Origin of the sequence: Pseudomonas sp. NFX71 (assembly GCF_048079215.1) — a bacterium.
GTDB classification, from domain to species: domain Bacteria; phylum Pseudomonadota; class Gammaproteobacteria; order Pseudomonadales; family Pseudomonadaceae; genus Aquipseudomonas; species Aquipseudomonas fluorescens_B.
In genome coordinates this window covers 2169082-2184839 of record NZ_CP182230.1, presented here as the reverse complement: position 1 = coordinate 2184839, position 15758 = coordinate 2169082, and the positions used below count along the sequence as shown (strand labels likewise).

16 protein-coding genes and 1 pseudogene are annotated in these 15758 nt (G+C 59.0%); 12 read left to right on the top strand and 5 right to left on the bottom strand.

Annotated elements, in window-relative coordinates:
- Positions 1 to 123 precede the first annotated feature (123 nt).
- From ACM1ZW_RS10115 to ACM1ZW_RS10095, 5 genes are all read left to right on the top strand, one after another.
- Complete coding sequence (locus ACM1ZW_RS10115) at positions 124 to 399, top strand: hypothetical protein (RefSeq protein ID WP_017335922.1); 276 nt, start codon at positions 124 to 126, stop codon at positions 397 to 399.
- A gap of 280 nt (positions 400 to 679) precedes the next feature.
- Complete coding sequence (locus ACM1ZW_RS10110) at positions 680 to 976, top strand: hypothetical protein (protein ID WP_017335921.1); 297 nt, start codon at positions 680 to 682, stop codon at positions 974 to 976.
- A gap of 153 nt (positions 977 to 1129) precedes the next feature.
- Positions 1130 to 1573 (top strand): hypothetical protein, encoded by a 444-nt coding sequence (locus tag ACM1ZW_RS10105; RefSeq protein ID WP_031318228.1) that lies wholly within the window; start codon positions 1130 to 1132, stop codon positions 1571 to 1573.
- Positions 1573 to 1872 carry a type II toxin-antitoxin system RelE/ParE family toxin gene (locus tag ACM1ZW_RS10100; protein WP_017335919.1) on the top strand — a complete coding sequence of 100 codons (300 nt, stop codon included), beginning with the start codon at positions 1573 to 1575 and terminating at the stop codon, positions 1870 to 1872. The genes ACM1ZW_RS10105 and ACM1ZW_RS10100 overlap by 1 nt, the downstream gene beginning before the upstream one ends.
- A 101-nt stretch (positions 1873 to 1973) precedes the next feature.
- A complete protein-coding gene (locus ACM1ZW_RS10095) occupies positions 1974 to 2327 on the top strand; it encodes a DUF1493 family protein (protein WP_017335918.1) in 354 nt (117 codons plus the stop codon).
- A gap of 143 nt (positions 2328 to 2470) precedes the next feature.
- On the opposite strand, the gene ACM1ZW_RS10090 is transcribed toward ACM1ZW_RS10095, so the two are convergent.
- Positions 2471 to 4012: a phosphoenolpyruvate carboxykinase gene (locus ACM1ZW_RS10090; RefSeq protein WP_017335917.1), complete on the bottom strand. Its 1542-nt coding sequence runs from the start codon at positions 4010 to 4012 to the stop codon at positions 2471 to 2473.
- 182 nt (positions 4013 to 4194) lie between these two features.
- Positions 4195 to 5097: an Hsp33 family molecular chaperone HslO gene (gene hslO / locus ACM1ZW_RS10085; protein WP_017335916.1), complete on the bottom strand. Its 903-nt coding sequence runs from the start codon at positions 5095 to 5097 to the stop codon at positions 4195 to 4197.
- Positions 5098 to 5198: 101 nt separating this feature from the next.
- On the opposite strand from hslO, the pseudogene ACM1ZW_RS10080 reads away from it, so the two are divergent.
- Positions 5199 to 5435 (top strand): annotated as a pseudogene (locus tag ACM1ZW_RS10080) (phosphoesterase); the annotation flags it as partial.
- A gap of 212 nt (positions 5436 to 5647) precedes the next feature.
- Here the strand turns inward: ACM1ZW_RS10080 and ACM1ZW_RS10075 are convergent.
- Entirely contained in the window at positions 5648 to 6055 is a 408-nt protein-coding gene (locus ACM1ZW_RS10075) for an RNA-binding S4 domain-containing protein (RefSeq protein ID WP_017335914.1), read from the bottom strand.
- Positions 6056 to 6171: 116 nt separating this feature from the next.
- On the opposite strand from ACM1ZW_RS10075, the gene ACM1ZW_RS10070 reads away from it, so the two are divergent.
- From ACM1ZW_RS10070 to rimK, 3 genes are all read left to right on the top strand, one after another.
- On the top strand, positions 6172 to 6951 hold the full coding sequence (locus ACM1ZW_RS10070) for an EAL domain-containing protein (protein ID WP_017335913.1): 780 nt from the start codon (positions 6172 to 6174) through the stop codon (positions 6949 to 6951).
- Positions 6952 to 7027: 76 nt separating this feature from the next.
- A complete protein-coding gene (locus ACM1ZW_RS10065; protein ID WP_238588336.1) occupies positions 7028 to 7447 on the top strand; it encodes an ATP-dependent zinc protease in 420 nt (139 codons plus the stop codon).
- On the top strand, positions 7444 to 8349 hold the full coding sequence (gene rimK / locus ACM1ZW_RS10060; RefSeq protein ID WP_007949201.1) for a 30S ribosomal protein S6--L-glutamate ligase: 906 nt from the start codon (positions 7444 to 7446) through the stop codon (positions 8347 to 8349). Before ACM1ZW_RS10065 ends, rimK begins: the two co-directional genes overlap by 4 nt.
- Positions 8350 to 8478: 129 nt before the next feature.
- Here rimK and ACM1ZW_RS10055 read toward each other — a convergent pair whose 3' ends face one another.
- Positions 8479 to 9792 carry an ATP-binding protein gene (locus ACM1ZW_RS10055; RefSeq protein WP_017335911.1) on the bottom strand — a complete coding sequence of 438 codons (1314 nt, stop codon included), beginning with the start codon at positions 9790 to 9792 and terminating at the stop codon, positions 8479 to 8481.
- A gap of 103 nt (positions 9793 to 9895) precedes the next feature.
- Positions 9896 to 10636 (bottom strand): two-component system response regulator OmpR, encoded by a 741-nt coding sequence (ompR, locus tag ACM1ZW_RS10050; protein ID WP_008149284.1) that lies wholly within the window; start codon positions 10634 to 10636, stop codon positions 9896 to 9898.
- A 360-nt stretch (positions 10637 to 10996) separates the two neighbouring features.
- Here ompR and ACM1ZW_RS10045 point away from each other — a divergent pair, with 360 nt between their 5' ends.
- The 3 genes from ACM1ZW_RS10045 (at position 10997) to gshA (ending at position 15560) form a co-directional block, all read left to right on the top strand.
- On the top strand, positions 10997 to 13321 hold the full coding sequence (locus tag ACM1ZW_RS10045; protein ID WP_414883313.1) for a Tex family protein: 2325 nt from the start codon (positions 10997 to 10999) through the stop codon (positions 13319 to 13321).
- Positions 13321 to 13704: a PaaI family thioesterase gene (locus tag ACM1ZW_RS10040; protein ID WP_017335909.1), complete on the top strand. Its 384-nt coding sequence runs from the start codon at positions 13321 to 13323 to the stop codon at positions 13702 to 13704. Before ACM1ZW_RS10045 ends, ACM1ZW_RS10040 begins: the two co-directional genes overlap by 1 nt.
- Before the next feature lie 272 nt (positions 13705 to 13976).
- Positions 13977 to 15560 carry a glutamate--cysteine ligase gene (gene gshA, locus ACM1ZW_RS10035; RefSeq protein WP_031318224.1) on the top strand — a complete coding sequence of 528 codons (1584 nt, stop codon included), beginning with the start codon at positions 13977 to 13979 and terminating at the stop codon, positions 15558 to 15560.
- Positions 15561 to 15758: the final 198 nt, after the last annotated feature.

Below are 15758 nucleotides of genomic sequence, written 5' to 3'. Positions count from 1 at the left end.
CAGTAAATCCCCTACAAACTGTGTCGATTGCAGCCGTATTGCCGCAACGCGTCGTCCGCTTCATAGTTTTCGGCGCGGCTGAAACAGTGTCGGCCTGCCAGACTTCCTACAGGACGGACCCAGATGCAAGACCGCTATTGCCCACTCAAAAGCCGCTACAGCGACACCCCGGTCCTGGTGATTGACACCGAGGCCGACCCGCACGAAATCCTCGACGCCGCCCGACAACGCATCCGCGCCGCCAGCGACCTGCTCGAAACGCTGTACTGCCTATGCTTCAAACAGGCGGACGCGAGCGACATTCCCAACATCGTCAACGCGCTTTACCTGCTGACCCAGGACGGCAACGAACTCCTCGACATCGCCCGCCAACGCCTCCCAAAACTCACCGCTGGTTAATGCCCACCCACACCCCCCTGGAGGAGCGAGGCTTGCCCGCGAAGAACGATAACGCGGTGTGCCTGCATATCAATAAACGAGAGAAATTCGACGGGGGATAAGTACGTAGGCAACGCCCTATCAAAGCTTCATCCCGGTCCTACAACAGAAGGCACCTTGTCGCCTATCGCCAACCGGCGACTCACACCTATAGTCAGACCGTCGCTGCCAAATCAGCGACTCGGGCTTGGTCACTCGACAAAGAGAACGCATATTCCCAATTAATTAGAGGTGTTCTTCAGTGACCATATTAAATCCGTTTCCAAACCGCTACCGCCCACTCGAAACAAACCTCACCGATTCCCCGCCCCTGATCATCGACACAGAGGCCAATCCGCAAGACATCCTCGAAGCCGCCCTCCAGCGCATCCGCGCTTCCAGCGACCTACTCAAAACCCTACATTGCCAATGCTTCAAAAACGGTGACGTCGAAGACATCCCGCATATCACCCACGCCCTCTACCTGTTGACTCAGGACGGCTGCGACCTACTGAAAGTCGCCCAACAACGCATGATGGGCTGGAAAGCACCGGCCTGACACACCGTGTTCACAGGGTATGCCAGCCTCACTGTGAGCTGGCTGCCCACGAAAAAGGATACTAATTCCTACATCCTTAATGGAGACAGAAGATTGCAAACTATTATTGATTGCGTAGCATGTGAGCCACTGATCAGCCATAGGCTCCTTCTTATGACAACCGAAACGATTGATCACAGCGCACTCGTCAAACTGGTTGAAAGCGACGCTGTTAGCGCCATTCACATCGTAGCCAAGCAAGGTGGTTGGGCGATTCAGGTCCAACATGGATCAAAAAAGCATTCTCTGGCAGCGCAACGCAGCCAGCAAATACGCCTATTCAAACGACTCGAAACCCTAGTGATCTATTTGCAAGGAATAGGCATCAATCATTTCGATGTCGACGCTTCGAGCTATGACCCCCTTCAAGTAAAAACCTATTCTCGCCCTGACCGCTCCGACGCAATGAAGCAAGTTCACGAAGCGGCTGCTTACGAGGAGTGGTTCAGGAAACAGGTTCAGGCCAGCATTGATGATCCTCGGCCAAGTGTTAGCGACGAAGAGGCGCGCCGAATCTTTGCTGCCAAACGTGATGCCATACGTCAACGGGCGCGCTGATGCGGGTAGTTTGGCGCCCCTCGGCGCTGACTGACCGGGATAACATCATGAATCATATTTGTCAGGACAACCCTGACGCGGCCCTTGTTTTAGACGAAATCTTTGAGCTCAAAGCAGACCAAGCACGTCAGCGACCAAAGCTGTATAGGAGGGGTAGAGTTTTTGGTACTCATGAAATCGTCGCCACATCGAATTACATCATGGTCTACATGGTCCTGGATGAAACGGTAGAAGTAGTGCGGATACTGCATGCTAGACAGAAGTGGCCGTGGACTGAGTCAACCGCAGGGTCATCTTGAGTCCTGAGGGCTTCAAGAGCTCTGAAGGACCTACTCAACAGCGCGTGTCAGGAGGCGCTGATAAGCATCGGCGCCAGCCTTGCCTTCAACTGGACTCAATCATGAACCTCGCTTCCAACTTCCCCGACGATCACGCCATGCACCTGCTCATGCAGTTGCTGCACGAAGAACTCGGCCTGCCCGAACGCAAAACTATCAGCCTCAACACCTCGATCAACTTCGACCTGGGCTGTGACGGCGCCGATGCGCGAAACCTGATGGAAGCCCTGGAAGAACAGTTTGGAATCGACTTCATCGACTACGACGCTTATCGCTACTTCCAACCGGAAGGGTTTGATGTGTTTCAAAAGCGCCGGGCGAAGGGGCGCGGTGACAAAGTCCCGCTAACCATCGGAATGCTTTACCAAGCGATCAAAGTGCAACGGTGGGAGACACAGGAATTGGAAGGCATCTAGCCGAACGCGTAAGTGCCATTATTCTGGTCGTTTAGTGCCTTTTCGGTTGGAATAATGGCAGTTACGGTGTGCCTGACAGCCTGAATTGCACATACAAAAAAGCCGCCCCAAAGGGCGGCTTTCTCATTCCATCAAACCAGCTCTCACAACTTCGGCCCAGCAGCCTTGATCGCGTCGCTCACTTCGAACTTCTTGAAGTTCTCAACGAACAACCCGGCCAGTGCTTTAGCGGCTTCATCATAAGCAGCCTTGTCAGCCCAGGTATTACGTGGGTTCAACAGGCCAGTCTCAACGCCCGGTACGGCCAGTGGCACGTCGAGGTTGATGGTGTCGAGGTGCTCGGTTTCAACACCGATCAACGCGCCGCTCTGGATCGCTGCGATCACGCCGCGAGTGGTCGGGATGTTGAAGCGTTTGCCGACGCCGTAGCCGCCGCCGGTCCAGCCGGTGTTGACCAGGTAGACCTTGGAGCCGAAGCCGCGGATGCGCTTGATCAGCAGCTCTGCGTATTCACCGGCCGGACGCGGGAAGAACGGAGCGCCGAAGCAGGTGGAGAAGGTCGACTTGATGCCGCTGCCGGAACCCATCTCAGTCGAGCCCACCAGTGCGGTGTAGCCGGACAGGAAGTGGTAGGCCGCTTGTTCTTCGCTGAGGATCGAGACGGGCGGCAGGACGCCGGTCAGGTCGCAGGTCAGGAAGATCACAGCGTTTGGCTCGCCACCGAGGTTTTTCTCGGAACGCTTGGCAACGTGCTCCAGCGGGTAGGCGGCGCGGCTGTTCTGGGTCAGGCTGACATCGGCGTAGTCGGCGTGCTTGGCGTCGTCGATCACGACGTTTTCCAGGACGGCGCCGTGCTTGATGGCTTTCCAGATGACCGGCTCGTTCTTCTCCGACAGGTCGATGCACTTGGCGTAGCAGCCGCCTTCGATGTTGAAGACAACGCCTTCGCCCCAGCCGTGTTCGTCGTCACCGATCAGGTAGCGGCTTTCGTCGGCGGACAGGGTGGTTTTACCGGTGCCGGACAGGCCGAAGAACAGGGTCACGTCGCCGGCTTCGCCGATGTTGGCGGCGCAGTGCATCGGCAGTACGTCGGCAGCCGGCAGCAGGAAGTTCTGCACCGAGAACATGGCTTTTTTCATTTCGCCGGCGTAGCGCATGCCAGCGATCAGCACTTTCTTCTGGGCGAAGTTGAGGATCACGCAACCATCGGAGTTGGTGCCGTCACGCTCTGGCACGCATTCGAAGTTGGCAACGTTGAGCACTTGCCACTCATCACGGCCAGCCGGGTTGTATTTTTCCGGGTTGATGAACAGGCAACGACCGAACAGGTTCTGCCAGGCAGTCTGGGTGGTCATTTTCACGGCCAGGTAGTGGTCTTCAGACGCACCTACATGAACGTGGGAAACGAAATGCTCTTGCGCGTTGTTGAACGCCTCGACGCGAGCCCACAGGGCATCGAACTTGTCGGCCGGGAACTTGCGGTTGATAGGGCCCCAGGCGATGGCGGCCTGGGTGGTCGGCTCTTCAACGATGAAACGGTCGACTGGCGAGCGGCCGGTACGGTGACCGGTGCGAACAACCAGTGCGCCAGTGTCGGCAAGCTCGCCTTCACCGCGATTCAGAGCTTCTTTTACCAGATCATCAACACTCAGATCGGTGTACACGGCGTTATTGGCTTGCGTCATGAGATTCCCCGTCGGCCAGTGGCCGAGTGTGCTCCAAACGTTTTGTAGTAGAAAGTCGTGCACTACTACCGCGACAAAAAGTGGGCCGGATTATGCCAGAAACGCCCAAAAATAGTAGGGCCCTCCCGTCAGAACGGCGTTATTCCGGCGCTATCCAGTGAATTTACCTGCGCTGAACCGTTTTAGTGCCGGGTATCTGACGGCGTCTCGACACCTGCGCCAGCGAACAATTGACTGATATCGGCGGCGTCGAACAGGTAGCGCTGGTTACAGAACTGGCAATCGATCTCGATGTGGCCACCGTGTTCGATGACCAGTGCCTGGGCATCTTCCTGACCCAAACTGACCAGTGCATTGGCAGAACGTTCGCGCGAGCAGCTGCAACGGAAGCGTAGCTTCTGCACATCAAACAGCCGAACCTGCTCTTCGTGGTAGAGGCGATGGAGCACGGTTTCGTTGTCCAGGCTGAGCAATTCATCGGCGGTCAGGGTGCCGGCCAATGCAGTGACATGCTGCCAACTGGCGGCGCGTTCTTCTTCGTCTTTCAGACGGTCGGCGGGCAGTTGCTGCAGCAGCAGGCCCCGGGCGCGACGGCCATCGGCGTACAGCCAGAAACGCGTACCCACCTGTTGGGACATGACGAAATAATTGGTGAAGCACTCCGACAGGGTTTCGCCATCCAGGTCGACGATGCCCTGGTAGCGCTGGCCTTGGGTCGGGTCGACGGTCAGTGCCAATACGCCGTTGGGCATCAGGTCGGCGAGGGTTGCGTCGGGGGCGATCTGGTCGGCCTCGTAACGGGCCAGGCCACGGATTTCGCGCTCGCTGGAACATTCGATCATCAGCAACGGCACCGGACCATCGGAGCGGGCCTGGAGAATCAGCAACCCATCGAACTTCAAGGTGCCGACCAGCAACGAAGCCGCGGCCATCAGTTCGCCGAGCAGTTGTTTTACCGGCTCCGGGTACGCGTGTTTGGCGAGGACTTCGGCGTAGCTGCGCTCCAACGACACCAGCTCGCCGCGGGTGTCGCTGTCATCGAAGATGAAGCGTTGGGTGTAGTCGGTATCCGGTAGCTCGGTCATAGGTCTGGGTATCTGAAGTAATGACAAATAATTGCAGAACGTGAAATTGCGCCCACACGGCACCGTTTTGGTGCGCGACGTTCAGCCAAGGGAGGCATTTTATGAACAATCCGGGTTTGTTCCAAGCAAGGTGGAACACCCACCGGTTGGCGTTCTGCAATGTTGTGCCTCTGGCACTGCTGGCCTTCTGGTTATGGCCTACGGGTCAAAGGCTGTGTGTGATTTTCGACGAGTGGCTGTTTCACCCACTCAATTCGCCGCTGGCGACTCACCCGATATGGCTGCACAGCTGGGCAATTGCAAGTCTGCGCCCGTTCGATGCGGTGGTCGGGATGATCTAGCTTCACTGGTGATCCGGGGGCTGGCGTTGTTCGGACTGCTGGGAAAAATGCCGATGGTTTCGCGGATGTGTGTGGTGTAGCGCTTCGCCTGGGTAACGCGGTGATCCTGAAAGACCGCAGCCTTCGGCAGCGCCTACATGGGAATGCGTACACCCGTAGGAGCTGCCGAAGGCTGCGATCTTTTTGCAGGCAACACACATCTGCCAGCCCTACTCGTCGTTACTGCTCCCACGAAACTTAAACAGATCCCGCCGCTGTTTCTTGCTCGGCTTGCCATCGGTGCTCACGCCCAACGAACCGGCCTTGCGCATGGCCGCAGCCGCTTCGCGCTTGGCGATGCTGGCTTCGGTTTCGGCGTACAACGCCTGAGCCTCCGGCGCGCCACGGCGCACGATCGACAACGCCTGGACCACCACCGTGCGCTCCTCGAACCCGGTACGAATCTGAAACTCGTCGCCGATCCTGGGCTCCTTGCCCGGCTTGCAGCGCTCGCCCCGGCAATGCACCTTGCCGCTTTCAATCGCGGCCTTGGCCAAGGCACGTGTTTTATAAAAACGCGCGGCCCACAACCATTTATCGAGACGGACCTTGTCGTCTTCTTCCTGTTTTTGTGCCACTTGAATTCCTCTTTCCGCCAATAGTCGGAACTGTACTACCGTTTCTGTCGGGCGCAACAACCCGGCTCTCCAGATAGACTGTGACCAAGGCCGGATCCCCGGCATGGAGTGATCGAGTGACTATATTTCCGGCTTCATTGACCTCGCCTCAAAATGGTTGCCAGGGCTGTCAGCAAAGCGAGCCGCTGGGCTTCGACTTTGCCTTTGCCTACCAACCGATCGTCGACTTGCGGGATCAGTCGGTTTTCGCCCATGAAGCCTTGGTACGCGGCATCGCGGGGGAAGGCGCTCTGTCTGTGCTTGAGCAGATTACAGAAGCGAATCGCTACCGCTTTGACCAGCTCTGCCGGACTCGAGCCATTGCAGGCGCGGCTCGTCTAAACATGCAGACACACTTATCGATCAACTTCATGCCCAACGCTGTCTACCGCCCCGAACTCTGTATCCGCAGCACGCTAGAGGCCGCGAAAACACACAGCTTCCCCATCGACCGTCTGATTTTCGAAACCCTGGAAAGCGAGCACGTAGATAACTATCGCCATTTGACTAATATTCTGCGTGAATACCGCGAATTCGGCTTCAAGACCGCCATCGACGATTTCGGCGCGGGCTACTCGGGGCTCAATCTGCTGGCTGATTTCCAACCGGACCTGATCAAACTCGACATGGCGCTGATCCGCGATGTCGACCGCGATCGTGTTCGTCAGGCTATCGTTCGGGGGATTGTCACAATCTGTGCGGAGTTGGACGTTACAGTCATCGCCGAAGGCATTGAAAGCGCCGGAGAACGGGATTTCCTGGCGGACTGTGGAATTTTTCTGATGCAGGGTTACTGGTTCGCCAAACCTGCATTCAAAGCGTTGGCTCAGGTACCACCTGAAGCCTGGACGCGATAATCGCCGGTTTTTCCTATTGAAGACATTTGACCATTTGACCGTTATCGGTCTGCGCGAGTGGGTGGCGCTCCCGGATTTGGGAGTCGCGGGCCTGCGGGCAAAAATCGACACTGGCGCCAGCACCTCCAGCCTGCACGCCACCGACATCGAGCCGTTCGAGCGCGAAGGCGAGAGCTGGGTGCGCTTCACCGCGCACCTGGGCACGGTCGTGCAACTGCGTCACCGCCGCTGCGAAGCACCACTGGTGACGATGAAAACCATCAAAAGCTCCAACGGCCATGCGCAGAAGCGTTACGTGGTCAGCACCACCCTGGCCCTCGGTGATCGGGTCTGGCGGGTCGAGTTCACCCTCGCCTGTCGCAAGTCCATGCGTTATCGCCTGTTACTCGGTTCCAAAGCCCTGATCGACGGCCAGTTGGTGGTCAATCCGGGCATTAAATATGTACAAGACAAGCCGGTGTTCCCGGTATCTACCTCTTCCACAGGTGTTGCATGAAGATCGCTGTGCTGTCGCGGAACCCGCGTCTGTATTCCACTCGTCGTCTGGTCGAAGCCGGTACCGAGCGTGGCCATGAAATGGTGGTGATCGACACCCTGCGCGCCTACATGAACATTGCCAGTCACAAGCCGCAGATCCACTACCGCGGCAAACCGCTGGAAGGTTTCGACGCGGTGATCCCGCGGATCGGTGCATCGGTAACGTTCTATGGCTGCGCGGTGTTGCGCCAGTTCGAAATGATGGGGGTGTTTCCGCTCAACGAATCGGTGGCCATTGCCCGCTCGCGGGACAAACTGCGTTCGCTGCAATTGCTGTCTCGCCGTGGAATCGGTTTGCCGGTCACCGGATTTGCGCATTCCCCGGATGACATTCCCGACCTGATCGACATGGTCAACGGCGCACCGCTGGTGATCAAGGTGCTGGAAGGCACCCAGGGGATTGGCGTAGTGCTGTGTGAAACCGCGACGGCGGCGGAATCGGTGATCGAGGCGTTCATGGGCCTCAAGCAGAACATCATGGTTCAGGAGTACATCAAGGAAGCCGGCGGTGCGGACATTCGTTGCTTCGTGGTGGGCGACAAGGTGATTGCGGCGATGAAGCGTCAGGCCAAGCCCGGGGAGTTTCGCTCCAACCTGCATCGCGGTGGCAGCGCCAGCCTGATCAAGATCACACCGGAAGAACGCATGACTGCGTTGCGTGCAGCGAAAGTGATGGGTTTGGCGGTGGCGGGCGTGGATATCCTGCGTTCCAATCACGGGCCGCTGGTGATGGAAGTGAATTCTTCGCCCGGTCTGGAAGGGATTGAAACCACCACCGGAAAGAATGTGGCGGGGATCATCATTGAGCATCTTGAGAAGAATGGCGGGCCGAATATGACGCGGACCAAAGGGAAAGGTTAAACCCTGAGATTTATGGCGGTCGGAAGACCGCCTTCGCGAGCAGGCTCGCTCCCACAAGGGAAACGTATTTCAATGTGAGAGCGAGCCCGCTCGCGATGAGGCCTTAAGCCCCACTGACAATGCTGGTCTTTAAACCGCATCCCGCGGCAACATCAACCCAAGCGGTAACCGCACCCGCGCTTCCAGTCCGCCACCCGACCGGTTGCGCAACTCGACATTCCCACCATGCATCGAAGCAATCCGCTTCACGATCGCCAGGCCCAACCCGGTCCCTTTACCACCGCGAGCTCGATCCCCACGAGTGAACGGATTGAAGATCGCCTCCAGCTCCGACGGATCAATGCCCGCACCACGGTCCATGACGCTCAGCACCACGTAAGGAGCGCTCACATCCCCGGAAACATAAGCCGCCACTTCGACCCCACTGCCAGCATGATGCAGCGCGTTGCCGATCAGGTTGTTCAGCAGGCGCTTCATTGACACCCGACGCAACGGGAACGGCTGAATCGGCTCCAGGCGCAGGCGCACTTTCTCTTCATTCTGGTTGTACGGCGCGGCGACTTCACGCACCAGGTCGGTCAAATCCACCTCTTCCACCGATTCATCGCGACCATCGCGAATGAACGCGAGGAACTGGTCGAGAATCGCGTCCATGTCTTCGATGTCGCGCACCATGTCGTCCGTCAGGTCGCTGTGGTCGCCCATCAGTTCCAGGGACAGCCGCAATCGCGTCAGTGGCGTACGCAAGTCATGGGACACGCCGGCCAGCATCAGCTCGCGCTCGCGGCCGGCCTGTTCGACGTCTTCAGCCATCTGGTTGAAGGCGCGATACACCTCGGTCATCTCGCTTGGCGTATCGCTGATCGGCAGACGCACACTACGGCCCTGGCCGAGTTGCCTCGCGGCATAGACCAGGCGTTTCAAAGGTTGATTGAGTTGACTGACGAAGATCCACGCCGAGGCGGTGGACAGCAAGCCGATGGCAAGGAACCAGCCGAGCACGTTCCAGATTTTCTGGCCGCGCAAAGGATGCGGGTACAGCGGCACTTTCAGCCAGCCATCACCGAGACTGGGCGCCCGAACCCACAGGGCCGGTGGCGAGTGCATGCGCAATCGCACCTCGGTGTCGGCGCCAAGCTCTGCCTGCATCTGCCGCTGGTAGATCTCGCTGTAAGGCCAGTGTTGCTCGCCTTCCGGCACGCCGGCACCCACCACCCGGATCAGAGTCGCGGCTTCGGCAATCTTTTCACGGTTGTTTTCATCCGCCGCCCAATAGGCGCGTAGCGTCAGGGCGACGCCGTGGCTGTATTGGCGATCCACCAGCACGTCTTCGTTCATCAACAGATAAACCAGGGTCAGCGCCTTGGAGAACAGGACGACGATCAGCACCAGCCACAGGGTGCGGGAGAAGAAACTCTGGGGGAACCAAACGGGGGTTTTCATGGATAACCGCTACACACTTGCAGGAGCGAGCGATGCTCGCATATTGCGGATCGCGAGTCTGCGGACAACATCATCCGCGCGACCCGCTCCTACAAATCGCCGATCACTTGGTGGCGGCGCCATCCGGAACGAACACGTAGCCCACGCCCCAGACGGTCTGGATGTAACGCGGCTTGGATGGATCGGGTTCGATCATCCGGCGCAGACGGGATATCTGCACGTCGATGGAACGCTCCAGGGCATCCCACTCGCGGCCTCGGGCCAGGTTCATCAGTTTGTCGCGAGTCAGAGGCTGACGCGCGTTCATGACCAACGCCTTGAGCACCGCAAACTCACCGGTGGTGAGCATGTGCACTTCGTCACCGCGCTTCAGTTCGCGAGTGGCCAGCGACAGTTCATAGTCACCGAAGGTCACGCTTTCGTCTTCGCTGCCCGGCGCGCCCGGCACCGGAGCGGACTGACGACGCAGGACGGCTTTGACGCGCGCCATCAGCTCGTCCGGGTTGAACGGCTTGGCCAGGTAATCGTCGGCGCCCAGCTCCAGGCCCTTGATGCGGCTCAGCTCGTCGCCCTTGGCGGTGAGCATGATGATCGGAATCTGATTGTTCGCCGTGCGCAGGCGGCGGCAGGCGGTCAGACCGTCTTCGCCGGGCAGCATCAGGTCGAGGACGACCAGGTTGAACACTTCACGCGCCAGCAGGCGGTCCATTTGCTCAGTGTTCGGTACGGCGCGGGCGCGATAGCCCTTGCTGACGAAAAAGCGCTCCAGCAGGCTGCTGAGCCCCGGATCGTCGTCAACGATAAGAATTTTTTCGCCTTCAGCAATGTTTGCAGTGCTGCTCATTGGATGCTCCTTTGATCTCGGCGCGCATTATGGCGTAGCTGCCGTTATACGCACCGTGTGCATTGTTAGCAGATTTTTCCTTCACCGCCAGGAATCCGGGCATTGTGCCTACAGCCTGTGATGCCCCCGAATGACAGAACGCTGGTTATAATGCGCGGCCTTTTGTGTCAGGCAACGTCTGATCATTACTGCGGCAGCCGCTTTTTATTTTCAAGGCGCTGGCAGTATTTGTTCGATTTCACGGGTCAACGGGATGCCTGTTGATTCAGGTAGCGGCGCAGGCCAGGCCGCTCAACCAGACTCGCCGAGCCTTTATTCATGCGCCCGCGAGCCTGCTTTCACAATTTGTCAGGTGGTTTTATGGACAGCATCAACAGCCGCATCGCCGAGGAACTCGGCGTACGCCCACAACAGGTCGAAGCGGCCGTCGCGCTACTCGATGAAGGCTCTACCGTTCCCTTCATCGCCCGTTACCGGAAAGAAGTGACCGGCAGCCTCGATGACATCCAGTTGCGTCATCTGGAAGAGCGTCTGCGCTACCTGCGAGAACTCGACGAACGGCGCATCAGCATCCTTGCCAGCATCCAGGAGCAAGGCAAGCTGACCCCGCAACTTGAACGCGACATCAAGCTCGCCGACACCAAGACCCGCCTCGAAGACTTGTACCTGCCGTACAAGCAGAAGCGCCGCACCAAGGGCCAGATCGCCCTGGAAGCCGGCCTCGGCGAGCTGGCCGACGGCCTGTTCAACGACCCGACCCTGACGCCAGACACCGAAGCTGCGCGCTTCGTTGATGCCGAAAAAGGCGTCGCCGATGTAAAGGCTGCCCTCGAAGGCGCCAAATACATCCTGATGGAACGCTTCGCCGAAGACGCCGGTTTGCTGGACAAGCTGCGCAGCTACCTCAAGCAGGAAGCCACCCTCAGTGCCCGCGTGATTGCCGGCAAGGAAGAGGAAGGTGCCAAGTTCCGCGATTATTTCGAACATGATGAACCGCTGAAAAGCATGCCGTCGCACCGCGCGCTGGCGATTTTCCGTGGCCGCAACGAAGGCATTCTCAGCTCCGCGCTGAAAGTCGGCGACGAACTGCCGGGCACCATGCACCCGTGCGAAGGCATGATCGGCCAGCAGTTCGGCATCCAGAACCAGAACCGCCCTGCCGACAAATGGCTGGGTGAAGTGGTGCGCTGGACCTGGAAGGTCAAGCTCTACACCCACTTGGAAACCGACCTGTTGGGCGAACTGCGCGACGGTGCGGAAACCGAAGCGATCAATGTGTTCGCGCACAACCTGCACGACCTGCTGCTGTCGGCCCCGGCCGGCCCACGCGCCACGCTGGGCCTCGACCCGGGCCTGCGCACCGGTTGCAAGGTCGCTGTGGTCGACGCCACCGGCAAGCTGCTGGATCACGCCACGGTTTACCCGCACGTGCCACACAACAAATGGGACCAGACCCTCGCGATACTTGCAGCCCTGTGCGCCAAGCACTCGGTGGACCTGATTGCCATCGGCAATGGCACCGCCAGCCGCGAGACCGACAAGCTGGCCGCTGAACTGATCAAAAAATACCCGGCCATGAAGATGACCAAAGTCATGGTGTCCGAGGCCGGCGCATCGGTTTACTCGGCGTCGGAACTGGCCTCCAAGGAATTCCCGGACCTCGACGTGTCGATCCGTGGCGCGGTATCCATCGCTCGTCGCTTGCAGGATCCACTGGCCGAGCTGGTGAAGATCGATCCGAAATCCATCGGCGTCGGCCAGTACCAGCACGACGTGTCGCAGCTGAAACTGGCGCGCGGCCTGGACGCGGTAGTCGAAGACTGCGTGAACGCCGTGGGCGTGGACGTGAACACCGCTTCCGTGGCGCTGCTGGCCCGTATTTCCGGCCTCAACGCCACTTTGGCGCAGAACATCGTCAGCCACCGCGACGAGCACGGCGCGTTCAAAACCCGTGCAGCGTTGAAGAAAGTCGCGCGTCTGGGCGAGAAAACGTTCGAGCAGGCAGCCGGCTTCCTACGCGTGATGAACGGCGACAACCCGCTGGATTCGTCGGCGGTTCACCCGGAAGCGTATCCGCTGGTGCAGCGTATTGCCGCTGAAACCGACCGCGATATCCGCTCGCTGATTGGTGATGCGAGCTTCCTCAAGCGTCTCGACCCGAAGAAGTACACCGACGAAACCTTTGGTCTGCCAACGGTCACCGACATTCTGCAAGAGCTGGAAAAACCGGGCCGTGACCCGCGTCCCGAGTTCAAGACCGCCGAGTTCCAGGAAGGCGTCGAAGACCTCAAGGACCTGCAGCTGGGCATGATCCTCGAAGGCGTCGTGACCAACGTGACCAACTTCGGCGCGTTCGTCGACATCGGCGTGCATCAGGACGGTTTGGTGCACATCTCCGCGCTTTCGGAGAAGTTCATCAAGGATCCGCGCGAAGCGGTGAAGGCCGGTGACGTGGTGAAAGTGAAGGTCATGGAAGTCGATATCCCGCGCAAACGCGTAGGCCTGTCGATGCGCATGAGCGACACTCCGGGCGAGAAAATCGACGGCGCCCGTGGTGCGCGTCCGGGGTCGGCACCGCGCCAGTCCCAGAACACTGCACCACGCAAGGAAACCACGGCGGCGGCCCCGGCCAACAACGCCATGGCTTCGCTGTTCGCCAACGCCAAGCAATTGAAGAAACGCTGATGGACATTCCGGCCGGGCTGACCGAAAGCGCTTTTTTCAAGTTGCTGGGATGTCGCTTGCACAGTCTGGAGGCCGGGGTGGCGCAAGTCGCCCTGGCGCTGGAACCAGAACTGCGCAATCGCGGCGGCAAGCTGCACGGCGGGGCCCTGTTCAGCCTGGTGGACATTGCCATGGGGCTGGCCTGTTCCAGCACCCACGGCTTTGACCAGCAGAGCGCGACCATCGAGTGCAAGATCAACTACATCCGCGCCGTCGCAGACGGTGAGGTGATGTGCACGGCGCGGGTGATTCATCCGGGTCGCCGCACGCTGGTGGTCGAAGCCGACGTGATGCAGGGCGACAAACTCGTCGCAAAAGCACAAGGCACGTTCGCTGTCCTGTAGATGATTGCCATCATTTTGAGTTAATTTCAGCGCAACGAATCCTGTGGGAGCGAGCCTGCTCGGGATGAGGGTGTGTCAGCCGACAAAAATGTCGCCTGACACTCCCTCATCCCGAGCAGACTCGCTCCCACAGGGATTGTGCGGTTACTGACTGACCGGCATATGGCCTGAGCGGCTCAAAAACCAGGCGAAAACGCCAGTTTCAACTTCACCCTTGTAGACCGTCTTGCCCACCCCCATATTGGGGCGACTGACGCGTGAAGGAATCCAACTTGAGCGAACTTCTCAACCGCCGCCTGGCTCTGCTCGGCGAGCGCGCTAACCTCTCTCTGCTCGAACAGTGCCTTCACGGCATCGAACGTGAATGCCTGCGCGTGACCGGCGAAGGTCGCCTGGCGCAAACGCCGCACCCGGAAGAATTGGGTTCCGCGCTGACCAACGAACAAATCACCACTGACTATTCCGAGTCACTGCTGGAGTTCATCACCCCCGCCCTGCCCGACCCGGCCGACACCCTGGCGAGCCTGGACAAGATTCACCGTTTTGCCTACAGCAAGCTCGGCAACGAGTACCTGTGGAGTCCGTCGATGCCGTGCCCGTTGCCGGCCGAGGAAGATATCCCGATCGCCTATTACGGCACGTCCAACATCGGCAAGCTCAAGTATGTCTACCGCAAGGGCCTGGCCCTTCGCTACGGCAAGACCATGCAGTGCATCGCCGGGATTCACTACAACTTTTCCCTGCCGGAAAAACTCTGGCCGCTGCTCAAAGAAGCCGAAGGCTTTGTCGGCACTGACCGCGACTATCAGTCGTCGGCCTACATTGCCCTGATCCGCAACTTCCGTCGCTACAGCTGGCTGTTGATGTACCTGTTCGGTGCCTCTCCAGCGCTGGACGCCGGTTTCCTGCGCGGTCGCTCGCACCAGTTGGAGCAACTGGACCCGGACACTTTGTACCTGCCGTACGCCACCAGCCTGCGCATGAGCGACCTGGGTTACCAGAGCAACGCCCAGGCCGGTCTGACGCCCTGCTACAACGATCTGACGAGCTACACCGACAGCCTGCGCAAAGCGGTGGCTACGCCGTACCCACCGTACGTTGAAATCGGTACCCATCAGGACGGTGAGTGGGTTCAGCTCAACACCAACATCCTGCAGATCGAAAACGAGTACTACTCCAACATCCGCCCGAAACGCGTGACCTACACCGGCGAACGACCGATCCAGGCGCTGGTGGCCCGTGGCATCCAGTACGTTGAAGTCCGTTGCCTGGACATCAACCCGTTCCTGCCAATGGGCATCGACCTCACCGAATCGCGCTTCCTCGATGCGTTCCTGCTGTATTGCGCGCTGAACGACAGCCCGCTGCTGACCAATACTTCATGCGGCAACGCCACCTCGAACTTCCTCAGCGTGGTCAAGGAAGGTCGCCGTCCGGGCCTGCAACTGCAGCGCGACGGTCAACCGGTTGACCTGAAAGAGTGGGCTGGCGATCTGTTAGAGAAAATTGCACCACTGGCGGCATTATTGGATCAGAGCCATGGCGGCGATGCGCACAGCAAGGCGCTGGATGCGCAACTGGCCAAGGTCAAGGACCCGTCCCTGACGCCATCGGCCCAGGTGCTGGCGGCGATGGCCGAGCACAAGGAAAGCTTCAGCCAGTTCTCCCTGCGTCAGAGCGAGGCCCACGCGGAATTTTTCCGCAGCGAGCCGCTTTCAGGCGAAGACCAGGCGAAATTTGAAGACCGTGCACGTACCTCGCTGGCTGAGCAAGTAGAGCTGGAACAGAACGAAGTCGGCGATTTCGATGTGTTTGTCGGTTCGTATCAGGCGAGCATTCTGGCAATCAGCAACTAACCTTCACTCGCTCCCTCAGTCACTGCAAATCATTGTGGCGAGGGAGCTTGCTCCCGCTTGGCTGCACAGCAGCCGCACAACCAGACAACCCTGTTTTATCTTCCAGAATGCGATTGTCTGGATCGGGAGTCCTTCGGCCTCCAGCGGGAGCAAGCTCCCTCGCCACGAAAGCGGTCGACAACGACTCTCTCTTAGAAT

What these genes read in the sequence shown, in the direction of transcription:
- ACM1ZW_RS10045 (WP_414883313.1), top strand. Translation starts at nt 10,997, where the DNA reads ATGGACAGCATCAACAGCCGCATCGCCGAGGAACTCGGCGTACGCCCA.
- ompR (WP_008149284.1), bottom strand. Translation starts at nt 10,636, where the DNA reads ATGAGCAGCACTGCAAACATTGCTGAAGGCGAAAAAATTCTTATCGTT.
- ACM1ZW_RS10105 (WP_031318228.1), top strand. Translation starts at nt 1,130, where the DNA reads ATGACAACCGAAACGATTGATCACAGCGCACTCGTCAAACTGGTTGAA.
- ACM1ZW_RS10040 (WP_017335909.1), top strand. Translation starts at nt 13,321, where the DNA reads ATGGACATTCCGGCCGGGCTGACCGAAAGCGCTTTTTTCAAGTTGCTG.
- rimK (WP_007949201.1), top strand. Translation starts at nt 7,444, where the DNA reads ATGAAGATCGCTGTGCTGTCGCGGAACCCGCGTCTGTATTCCACTCGT.
- ACM1ZW_RS10095 (WP_017335918.1), top strand. Translation starts at nt 1,974, where the DNA reads ATGAACCTCGCTTCCAACTTCCCCGACGATCACGCCATGCACCTGCTC.
- ACM1ZW_RS10055 (WP_017335911.1), bottom strand. Translation starts at nt 9,792, where the DNA reads ATGAAAACCCCCGTTTGGTTCCCCCAGAGTTTCTTCTCCCGCACCCTG.
- ACM1ZW_RS10115 (WP_017335922.1), top strand. Translation starts at nt 124, where the DNA reads ATGCAAGACCGCTATTGCCCACTCAAAAGCCGCTACAGCGACACCCCG.
- hslO (WP_017335916.1), bottom strand. Translation starts at nt 5,097, where the DNA reads ATGACCGAGCTACCGGATACCGACTACACCCAACGCTTCATCTTCGAT.
- ACM1ZW_RS10100 (WP_017335919.1), top strand. Translation starts at nt 1,573, where the DNA reads ATGCGGGTAGTTTGGCGCCCCTCGGCGCTGACTGACCGGGATAACATC.
- ACM1ZW_RS10090 (WP_017335917.1), bottom strand. Translation starts at nt 4,012, where the DNA reads ATGACGCAAGCCAATAACGCCGTGTACACCGATCTGAGTGTTGATGAT.